The 10198-nt window shown below is 63.1% G+C and carries 8 protein-coding genes; 6 read left to right on the top strand and 2 right to left on the bottom strand.

All coding sequences use genetic code 11. From position 1 onward, the window contains the following. From FY112_RS10285 to FY112_RS10275, 3 genes are all read left to right on the top strand, one after another. A partial coding sequence (locus FY112_RS10285; RefSeq protein WP_281408457.1) for a DapH/DapD/GlmU-related protein occupies positions 1–311 on the top strand: 311 nt, incomplete at its 5' end. 108 nt (positions 312–419) lie between these two features. Then, positions 420–2246 carry a glutamine--fructose-6-phosphate transaminase (isomerizing) gene (gene glmS / locus FY112_RS10280; RefSeq protein WP_131630455.1) on the top strand — a complete coding sequence of 609 codons (1827 nt, stop codon included), beginning with the start codon at positions 420–422 and terminating at the stop codon, positions 2244–2246. 134 nt (positions 2247–2380) lie between these two features. Next, positions 2381–3088, top strand: coding sequence for a DUF502 domain-containing protein (locus tag FY112_RS10275; RefSeq protein ID WP_131630456.1), 708 nt, complete (start codon positions 2381–2383; stop codon positions 3086–3088). An 81-nt stretch (positions 3089–3169) separates the two neighbouring features. Here FY112_RS10275 and recG read toward each other — a convergent pair whose 3' ends face one another. Continuing rightward, a complete protein-coding gene (recG, locus tag FY112_RS10270) occupies positions 3170–5275 on the bottom strand; it encodes an ATP-dependent DNA helicase RecG (protein WP_151518328.1) in 2106 nt (701 codons plus the stop codon). Between the two features lie 92 nt (positions 5276–5367). Between recG and FY112_RS10265 the strand changes: the two genes are divergently transcribed. The 3 genes from FY112_RS10265 to FY112_RS10255 are packed head-to-tail and all read left to right on the top strand — an operon-like array spanning position 5368 to position 9654. Beyond that, positions 5368–5673, top strand: a complete 306-nt coding sequence (locus tag FY112_RS10265) for a succinate dehydrogenase assembly factor 2 (protein WP_017960426.1) — start codon at positions 5368–5370, stop codon at positions 5671–5673. Further along, on the top strand, positions 5670–9170 hold the full coding sequence (mfd, locus tag FY112_RS10260; protein WP_151518327.1) for a transcription-repair coupling factor: 3501 nt from the start codon (positions 5670–5672) through the stop codon (positions 9168–9170). Before FY112_RS10265 ends, mfd begins: the two co-directional genes overlap by 4 nt. Before the next feature lie 16 nt (positions 9171–9186). After that, positions 9187–9654, top strand: a complete 468-nt coding sequence (locus FY112_RS10255; RefSeq protein ID WP_151518326.1) for an OsmC family protein — start codon at positions 9187–9189, stop codon at positions 9652–9654. Positions 9655–9671: 17 nt separating this feature from the next. On the opposite strand, the gene FY112_RS10250 is transcribed toward FY112_RS10255, so the two are convergent. Further along, positions 9672–10198, bottom strand: a 527-nt coding sequence (locus tag FY112_RS10250; RefSeq protein WP_151518330.1) for a DsbA family oxidoreductase, incomplete at its 5' end; no start/stop codon positions are given.

Genomic DNA, 10198 nt, shown 5'->3' with positions numbered 1-10198 from the left:
ATATCGGTGATGCCGTCATCGGCGCCGGCAGCAATATCGGCGCCGGCACGATCACCTGCAACTATGACGGCGTCAACAAGAGCGAGACGGTGATCGGCGAAAACGCCTTCATCGGCTCCAACTCTTCGCTGGTCGCGCCGGTGACGATCGGCGACGGCGCCTATATCGCCTCCGGCAGCGTCATCACCGCCAACGTGCCGGCTGACGCGCTGGCGCTCGGCCGTGCCCGGCAGGAGATCAAGCCGGGGCGCGCGACGTTGCTGCGTGAGCGTGCGCTCGCCATCAAGGCGGCGAAGAAGGCGAAAGCCTGACCAGCCTTGCGTAACCGGCGGAAATTGAAAGTGACCGCCGAGGTGATTGAGAAATAAGCAGGAATCGGTAGGACTGGCCTCATTGTTGAGGCCTAGTGGGGATACTATATGTGCGGCATTGTGGGGATCGTCGGAACTGCGCCTGTTGCCGGGCGCCTGGTCGATGCGCTGAAGCGTCTCGAATATCGCGGTTACGATTCCGCCGGTGTCGCCACCATTCATGACGGCGTGATGGATCGCCGCCGCGCCGAGGGCAAGCTGTTCAATCTGGAAAAGCGCCTCGACAGCGAACCGCTGCCCGGCACCGTCGGCATCGCCCACACGCGCTGGGCGACCCACGGCGTTCCGAACGAGACCAATGCCCATCCGCATTTCGTCGAAGGCGTCGCCGTCGTCCATAACGGCATCATCGAGAACTTCTCCGAGCTTCGCGACGAACTGACGGAAGAGGGCTCGGTCTTCGAAACCCAGACCGACACCGAGGTCGTCGCCCATCTGATGGCGAAATATTTGCGCGAAGGCCTGGAGCCGCGCGCCGCCATGCTGAAGATGCTGAACCGGGTAACCGGCGCCTATGCGCTGGCCATCATGCTCAAGGCCGATCCCGGCACGATCATGGCTGCCCGTTTCGGCCCGCCGCTTGCCGTCGGCTACGGCCGCGGCGAGATGTTCCTCGGCTCGGATGCGATCGCGCTCTCGCCCTTCACCAATGAGATCACCTATCTCGTCGACGGCGATTGCGCCATCCTGACCCGCGACAGTGTCGCCGTGCTCGATTTCGACGGCAAGCCGGTCAAACGCGCCCGGCAGATCTCGCAGGCGACCGCCTATGTCGTCGACAAGGGCAACCACCGCCATTTCATGGAAAAGGAAATCTATGAGCAGCCGGAGGTAATCTCCCACGCGCTCAGCCACTATGTCGATTTCGCCGAGAATACGATCGGCGCCAATGCCGCCGCGATCGACTTCAAGGCGACGACCGGCCTTGCGATCTCGGCCTGCGGTACTGCCTATCTCGCCGGCCTCGTCGGCAAATACTGGTTCGAGCGTTATGCCCGCCTGCCGGTCGAGATCGACGTTGCCTCCGAATTCCGCTACCGCGAAATGCCGCTGTCGCCGTCACAGGCAGCACTCTTCATCTCGCAGTCCGGCGAGACTGCCGATACGCTGGCATGCTTACGCTATTGCCGCGACAACGGCTTGAAGATCGGCGCCGTCGTCAATGTTCGCGAATCGACGATCGCGCGTGAATCCGACGCCGTCTTCCCGATCATGGCCGGCCCGGAAATCGGCGTCGCCTCGACCAAGGCCTTCACCTGCCAGCTTGCCGTGCTGGCAGCGCTGGCGATCGGCGCCGGCAAGGCGCGCGGCACGGTGAGTGCTGACGAGGAGAGGGCGCTGGTGCGCCATCTCGCCGAAATGCCGCGCATCATGAGCCGGGTGCTGAACCTCATCCAGCCGCAGATGGAAAGCCTGTCGCGCGAGCTGTCGAAGTGCAAGGACGTGCTCTATCTCGGCCGCGGCACCAGCTTCCCGCTCGCCATGGAAGGCGCGCTGAAGCTCAAGGAAATTTCCTATATCCATGCCGAAGGTTATGCAGCCGGCGAATTGAAGCATGGACCGATCGCGCTGATCGATGAGAATATGCCTGTCATCGTCATCGCCCCTTACGACCGTTTCTTCGAAAAGACCGTCTCGAACATGCAGGAGGTCGCAGCGCGCGGCGGCCGCATCATCTTCATCACCGACGAGGCCGGCGCGGCCGCTTCGAAACTGCCGACCATGGCGACGATCACCCTGCCTGTGGTCGACGAAATCATCGCGCCGATGATCTTCTCGTTGCCGATCCAACTGCTCGCCTATCACACCGCCGTCTTCATGGGCACCGATGTCGACCAGCCGCGCAACCTGGCGAAATCCGTGACCGTGGAATAAGCCTGTAACGCCGGACCGTCGCGCCGAAACATATTGTGCGACGCCCCGAATTCTGGCAATTTTGGTCTGCGGACAAGGGGGAAGGGCCGGCGTTCCGGCCCGTCCAGGACTGAGATGGAGTTCATCAGGAAACGATGGCCGACAACGCCCCCAGAATGCCGGTCGCGACCCGGCTGAGGAATAATTTTCTCGCAGGACTGATCATCTGCGCGCCGATCGCGATTACCATCTGGCTGACCTGGACCTTCATCCATTGGTCGGACAGCTGGGTCCGGCCCTATATTCCGGCGCGCTGGAATCCGGAAAGCTATCTCAATTTCGCCATTCCGGGCTTCGGCCTGCTGATCGCCGTCGTGCTGATCACCGTCGTCGGCTTCCTCGGCAAGAACCTCATCGGCCAGAGCATCGTTCGGTTCGGCGAATCGATCGTTCAGCGCATGCCGCTGGTGCGCACGATCTACAGAAGCGTGAAGCAGATTTTCGAAACCGTACTGAAGGAACAGGCGAACTCCTTCAAGAAGGTCGGCCTCATCGAATATCCAGGCCCCGGCCTCTGGGCACTGATCTTCATCGCCACCGACGCCAAGGGCGAAATCGCTTCGAAGTTCAATGCCATGGGCCAGGATATGGTCGCCGTCTTCCTGCCGCCGACGCCGGTGCCGACAGCCGGCTTCCTCATCTTCGTGCCGCGCGAGAAGATCGTCATGCTCGATATGTCGCCGGAAGACGCCGCCAAGTTCCTGATTTCAGGCGGGCTTGTGGCGCCCGAACACAAGCCGGCCGATCCGAAGCAGAAGCATTTGCCGCGGCCGAAGCCGGTGGCGGTTTCCAAGGCTGAATGATGCATGTCGCCCAAAAGTGTTCAGCGGTTTTGGGGTAACGACATGCATAGAACAAAGACTTAAAGCGCGCCTCGGTGCGCTTTAACCCGCTCTAAGAAATCGGATCGCCTCGTCGCGGCGGAAAAGATAGAGCAGGGTGCGGATCGCCGTTCCTCTCTCGGTGGTCAATTCCGGATCGCGTTCGATGAGGTAAGCGGCATCCTTGCGGGCAATCTCAAGCAGGTCGGCATGCGCCTCGAGGCTGGCGATGCGGAAACCCGGCGTGCCGGATTGCCTCGTGCCGAGCAATTCGCCTTCACCGCGCAGCTTCAGGTCCTCTTCTGCAATGCGGAAGCCATCTTCCGTCTCCCGCATGATCGAAAGCCTGGCATGGCCGGTCTCGCCGAGCGGCCCCTTATAGAGCAGGATGCAGGTCGAGGCCTCGTCGCCGCGCCCGACGCGGCCGCGCAGCTGATGCAGTTGCGCCAGGCCGAAGCGTTCGGCATGTTCGATCACCATGATCGTCGCATCCGGCACGTCGACGCCGACCTCGACGACGGTGGTGGCGACGAGCAGCCGGGTCTCGCCGTTCTTGAACGCCATCATCGCCGCGTCCTTCTCCGGCCCGCTCATGCGACCGTGGATGAGGCCGATGCCCGGGCCAAGTGCTGAGACCAGCGTCGCATGCCGTTCCTCGGCCGACATCAGGTCGAGCTCCTCGGACTCCTCGACCAGCGGGCAGATCCAGTAGGCCTTTTTGTCCTCGGCGATCGCGCTTTGCAGCCGTCCGACGATTTCGCCGGTCCGTTCCATCGGCACGGTGATCGTCTGGATCGGCTTGCGGCCGGCCGGTTTTTCGGTGAGCTTGGAGACGTCCATGTCGCCGAAGGCGGCAAGCACCAGCGTGCGCGGGATCGGCGTCGCCGTCATGACCAGCATATGCGGCGAGAGGCCCTTGGCGGTCAGCCGCAGGCGCTGATGCACGCCGAAACGGTGCTGCTCGTCGACGACGGCAAGCATCAGATTGGTGTAGGCGACGCTGTCCTGGAACAGGGCATGCGTGCCGATGATGATCTGGGCAGCACCCGAGGCGATGCGCTCCAGGATTTCCTCCCTCTCGCGTCCCTTGGTTCGCCCGGTCAGCACCTCGATGCCGAGCCCGGCGGAGGCGGCGAATTTCGAGATCGTCGCGTGGTGCTGCCGCGCCAGGATTTCGGTCGGCGCCATCAGCACGGCCTGGCCGCCGCTCTCGATCACCGCCGCCATCGCCATCAGCGCCACCAGCGTCTTGCCGGAACCGACATCGCCCTGCAGCAGCCGCAGCATGCGCTCGTTGCCGGCCATATCTTTCAAAACCTCGGCGATTGCCTCGTTCTGGCTGCCGGTAGGCGAAAAGGGCAAGCTCTTCAGGATCTTGCTGCTGATTGTGCCCGTCGCAGTGACCGGCTGGCCCGCCACCTTGCGCAACCTCTGCCGCACCAGGCTCAGCGACAGCTGGCCGGCGAGGAATTCGTCATAGGCAAGCCGCCGCCGGGCAGGGGCCTGCGGGTCGATATCGCTGGGATCGCGCGGCTCGTGCAGCATGTGGAAACTGTCGCGGATCGACGGCAGGCCCTGTTTCTCAGTCAGCGCCAGGTCGATCCATTCCGGCAGCTCGGGAAAGCGCGGCAGGCCGGCGTCGATGATCTTTCGCAGCGTCTTAGGTGAAAGTCCTGCCGTCAGCGGATAGATCGGCTCAACCAGCGGCAGGCTTTCCGCCTCGTCGGCCCTGACGATATAATCGGGATGCACCATCGAGGCGCGGCCGTTGAACCAGTCGATCTTGCCGCTGACCGTCACCTCCGCGTCAACAGGCAGCTGCTTTTCCAGCCATGCCGCCTGTCCGCGGAAGAAGACCAGCGTCAGCTCGCCGGTCTCGTCATGCAGGAAGACGCGGTAGGGGATATTGCTTTTGCCGCCCGGCGGCACCTGGTGGCGGTCGACGCGCGCCGTGATCGTCACGATCGCGCCCTGCGGCGCGCGAGCGATTCCCGGCTGGTTGCGCCGGTCGATCAGCGAAAAGGGCGCGTGGAAGAGCAGGTCGATCACCCGGCAATCCTCCAGCGTCTCGCGCCCGAGCAGCTTAACCAATAGGTCGGCGATCTTCGGGCCGACGCCCGGAAGGCCGGAAATGGGGGAAAACAGAGGATCGAGAATGGCGGGGCGCATGCGGCCAAAATGCGATGAACAATGCGGCCTTGGCAAGGCTGACAAGCCGCTTTCCAGGGTCTATAGAGGCGCATCAACAGGAAGGTAATGCCATGACAGGTGTCACGCTCACGAGTGCCGGTCTCGACCCGCGCCGCCGCAGAATCCTTTTCCGCTGCTGGCATCGCGGCATTCGCGAGATGGATTTGGTCTTCGGCCAGTTCGCCGAAGCCGAGGTCGCGACTCTGTCGGAAGCCGAACTCGACGAGTTCGAGACGATCATGGCGGAAGAGGACAATGATCTCGTCCGCTGGATCATGGGAACATGGCCGGTGCCTGAGCGTTTCCAGACACCGATGTTTGCCCGCATCGCCGCCTATAAGCCCGATTTTGACAAGCCCCTCAGGACGCCGGAATGATCCCTGCTTTCGATGCGAACAAGCTTGCGGCCATTGCCGAGCCGCTGACGATCGGCAATGTGCCGGCAGGTCTTGAAACGCTGCTGCTCGCCGAACTCGCCCGAACGGGGGAGCCGGTTGCTTATGTCATGTCCGACGGCCACCGCATGGCCGATCTGGAGCAGATGCTGGGCTTCGTCGCCCCCGACATTCCGGTTCTCACTCTGCCGGCCTGGGACTGTCTGCCTTATGACCGCGTCTCGCCGAGTGCCGACACCTCGGCTCGCCGGCTGGCTGCACTCGGCGGCCTCATCGCCCATCGCAAGAAGCCGCATGCGGCAATCGTGCTCGTCACCGCCAATGCCATGCTGCAGAAGGTGGCGCCGCAGGATGTCATCGAAAGCCTGACCTTTTCGGCCCGCCCCGGCAACCAGCTGCGCATGGACGATCTCGCCGGTCGCCTGGAACGCAACGGCTTCGAGCGCGTCGCGACCGTTCGCGAGGTCGGCGAATATGCCGTGCGCGGCGGCATTCTTGACGTCTTCGTGCCCGGTTCGGAAGAGCCGGTCCGTCTCGATTTCTTCGGCGACACACTGGAGAGCATCCGCAGCTTCGATCCGGCCAGCCAGCGCACCACAGGGCAGGTGCGCTCCCTCGATCTCAACCCGATGAGCGAAGTGACGCTGACGCCGGATACGATCAGCCGCTTCCGCAAGAATTACCTCTCCGCTTTCGGCGCGACCACACGTGACGACGCGCTTTATCTCGCCGTCTCCGAAGGCCGCCGTTACCCCGGCATGGAGCACTGGCTGCCGCTCTTCTACGAGAAGCTCGACACCGTCTTCGATTATTTGAGCGGCTTCCGTATCGTCATCGACCATACGGTGCGTGAAGCAGCGGAAGAGCGCTCCAAGCTCGTTCTTGATTATTACGACGCCCGCCTGAACTCCGGCCAGCCGGCCAAGGGGATGACGCAGGGCACGCCTTACAAGCCGGTGACGCCGGGCCAGCTCTATCTCGACAGCAAGCTTTTCGTCAAAACCCTCGACGCGCTGGCCGCGATCCGCATCAGCCCCTTCAACGAGCATGAGGGCGAGGCGCGGCGGGTCGTCAATGTCGACGCCCGCCAGGGCCAGCGCTGGGCGCGCTCGAACGCCGAAGGCGGCGGCGATGCCGAACGCATCAACATCTTCGACGTCGTCGTCAAGCATATTGCCGACCGCCGTGCTGCCGGCGCGAAAGTGCTGGTCACCGCCTGGACCGAAGGCTCGCTGGAGCGCCTGCTGCAGGTGCTGCACGAACATGGCCTCGAAAAGGTCAAGCCGATCGAGGCGTTGAAGGATGTCGGCTCGCTGGCGAGAGGTGAGGCTGCTGCTGCCGTGCTCAGTCTTGAAGCCGGCTTCGAGGCCGGCGATCTCATCGTCATCGGCGAGCAGGACATCCTCGGCGACCGTATGGTGCGCCGCTCCAAGCGCCGCAAGCGTGCCGCCGATTTCATCTCGGAAGTCGCTGGCCTCGATGAGGGTTCGATCGTCGTCCACGCCGAACATGGTATTGGCCGGTTTATAGGACTGAGGACCATCGAGGCCGCAGGCGCGCCGCATGCCTGCCTCGAACTGCAATATGCCGATGACGCCAAGCTCTTCCTGCCGGTCGAAAACATCGATCTTCTCTCGCGTTACGGCGGCGAGGGCACCGAAGCCCAGCTCGACAAGCTCGGCGGCGGCGCCTGGCAGATGCGCAAGGCCAAACTCAAGAAGCGCCTGCTCGACATGGCCGATGCACTGATCCGCATCGCCGCTGAGCGCCTGACGCGCCACGCGCCGATGCTGACGACGCCGGAAGGTCTCTACGACGAATTCGCCGCCCGCTTCCCCTATGACGAGACCGAGGACCAGGATAACGCCATCGAGGCGGTGCGCTCGGATCTCGCCGCCGGCCGGCCGATGGACCGTCTCGTCTGCGGCGACGTCGGTTTCGGCAAGACGGAGGTGGCGTTGCGCGCCGCCTTCGTCACCGCGATGAACGGTGCCCAGGTCGCCGTCGTCGTGCCGACGACGCTGCTTTCCCGCCAGCATTTCAAGACCTTCTCCGACCGTTTCCGCGGTCTGCCGGTGCGCATCCAGCAGGCCTCGCGCCTCGTCGGTGCCAAAGAGCTGGCGCTGACCAAGAAGGAGGTGGCGGAAGGCAAGACCGATATCGTCGTCGGCACCCATGCGCTGCTCGGGGCCGGTATTAAATTTGCCAATCTCGGTCTGCTCGTCATCGACGAGGAACAGCATTTCGGCGTCAAGCACAAGGAGCGCCTGAAGGAGCTGAAGAGCGACGTGCACGTGCTGACGCTGTCGGCAACGCCGATCCCGCGCACGCTGCAGCTTGCCATGACCGGCGTGCGCGAACTGTCGCTGATCACCACGCCGCCGGTCGACCGCATGGCGGTGCGCACCTTCATCTCGCCCTTCGACAGCCTGGTCATCCGCGAGACGCTGATGCGCGAGCATTATCGCGGCGGCCAGAGCTTCTATGTCTGCCCGCGGCTTGCCGATCTCGAGGACGTGCATGCCTTCTTGCAGTCGGATGTGCCGGAGCTGAAGGTCGCCGTCGCCCATGGCCAGATGCCTGCCGGCGAACTCGAAGACATCATGAACGCCTTTTATGAAGGCCGCTACGACGTGCTTCTCTCGACCACCATCGTCGAATCCGGCCTCGACGTGCCCACCGCCAATACGCTGATCGTCCACCGCGCCGACATGTTCGGCCTTGCCCAGCTCTATCAGCTGCGCGGACGCGTCGGCCGGTCGAAGGTGCGCGCTTTCGCGCTCTTCACCCTGCCGGTCAATAAGGTGCTGACGGCAACCGCCGAACGCCGGTTGAAGGTGCTGCAATCGCTGGATACGCTCGGCGCCGGCTTCCAGCTGGCAAGCCACGATCTCGATATTCGCGGCGCCGGCAACCTGCTCGGCGAGGAGCAATCCGGCCATATCAAGGAAGTCGGCTTCGAGCTTTATCAGCAGATGCTGGAAGAGGCGGTTGCCGAGGTCAAGGGTGTCGACGAGATCCACGACACCGGCTGGTCGCCGCAGATCTCGGTCGGCACGACGGTGATGATCCCGGAAACTTACGTTCCCGATCTGCACCTGCGCATGGCGCTCTACCGTCGCCTCGGCGAAATCACCGAGCTCAAGGAGATCGACGGCTTCGGCGCCGAGATGATCGACCGCTTTGGTCCGATGCCGATCGAAGTTCAGCACCTGCTGAAGATCGTCTACATCAAGTCGCTCTGCCGCACCGCCAATGTCGAAAAGCTCGATGCCGGCCCGAAGGGCGTCGTCGTGCAGTTCCGCAACAAGGAATTCCCCAATCCGGCCAACCTCGTCGGTTATATCGGCAAGCAGGGCACGATGGCGAAGATCCGCCCCGATCACAGCCTGTTCCTGACCCGAGACCTGCCGACGCCGGAAAAACGCCTGCAGGGTGCCGCTGTTATCATGACGCAATTGGCCGAGATGGCGAAATAAACGGAAGGAGAGCAAGATGGCGACATACGGCGCAACGATCGCCTGGCAGCGAAACGGCGAGACCTTTACCGACAACCGCTACAGCCGCATCCATCGCTGGACATTCGACGGCGGCATCGAGGTGAGGGCGTCCTCTTCCGCGCATGTCGTGCCGCTGCCCTATTCGGCCGAGGATGCCGTCGATCCGGAAGAGGCTTTCGTCGCCTCGCTCTCCAGCTGCCACATGCTGTGGTTCCTGTCGATCGCCGCCAAACAGCGCTTTTGCGTCGACAGCTACACCGATGCCGCCGAGGGCATCATGGAGAAGAATGCCGAGGGCCGCCTTGCCATGACCGTCGTGACGCTCCGTCCGCATGTCGTCTTCACCGGCGAAAAGCAGCCATCGCTAAGCGAGCTTGAAGCGCTGCATCACCGCGCACACGACGAATGCTTCATCGCCAATTCGGTGAAGACCGAGGTGCGCTGCGTTCCGGTTCTGGGCTGAACCCGGGGTCGTCGGCGCTAGTTCAGCCCCGACCGTGCCTCGGATTTCGCCTTGGCAATATCACGCAGCGCGTTCGCCAATACGTCAGGCGTCTGTGCGCCGCTGACGGCATATTGCTGGTCGAAGATGAAGAACGGCACGCCGTTGACGCCCATCTCCTGCGCTGCCTTGATCTCGGCGACGATCAGATCGCGATCGGCATCGGAGGCAAGCAGTGAGGCGATGACCGAGCGGTCGAGGCCGGACTTTTCGGCGATATCGAGCAGCACAGCATGGTCGCCGACATTGTGGCCTTCCTCGAAATTCGCCTTGAACAGTGCGGCAACAACCTTGTCCTGCTTCTCGCGGCCTTCGATCATCGCCCAGTGGATTAGCCGATGCGCATCGAGTGTGTTCGGGCCGATCTTGATCGCCTCGAAATTAAAGGGGATGCCGACCTCGCGGCCGTAATCGCTGAGCATCTTGTGCGCCTGGGCCACACGCTCCTCGCCGCCCAGCTTCTCCGCCAGCGCCTTCTTCTGGTCGACGCCTTCCTTGGGGTAGT

Source organism: Rhizobium sp. PEPV16, from assembly GCF_008919455.1.
Taxonomy (GTDB): Bacteria; Pseudomonadota; Alphaproteobacteria; order Rhizobiales; family Rhizobiaceae; genus Rhizobium; species Rhizobium leguminosarum_Q.
This window is presented reverse-complemented; position numbering and strand designations above follow the sequence as displayed.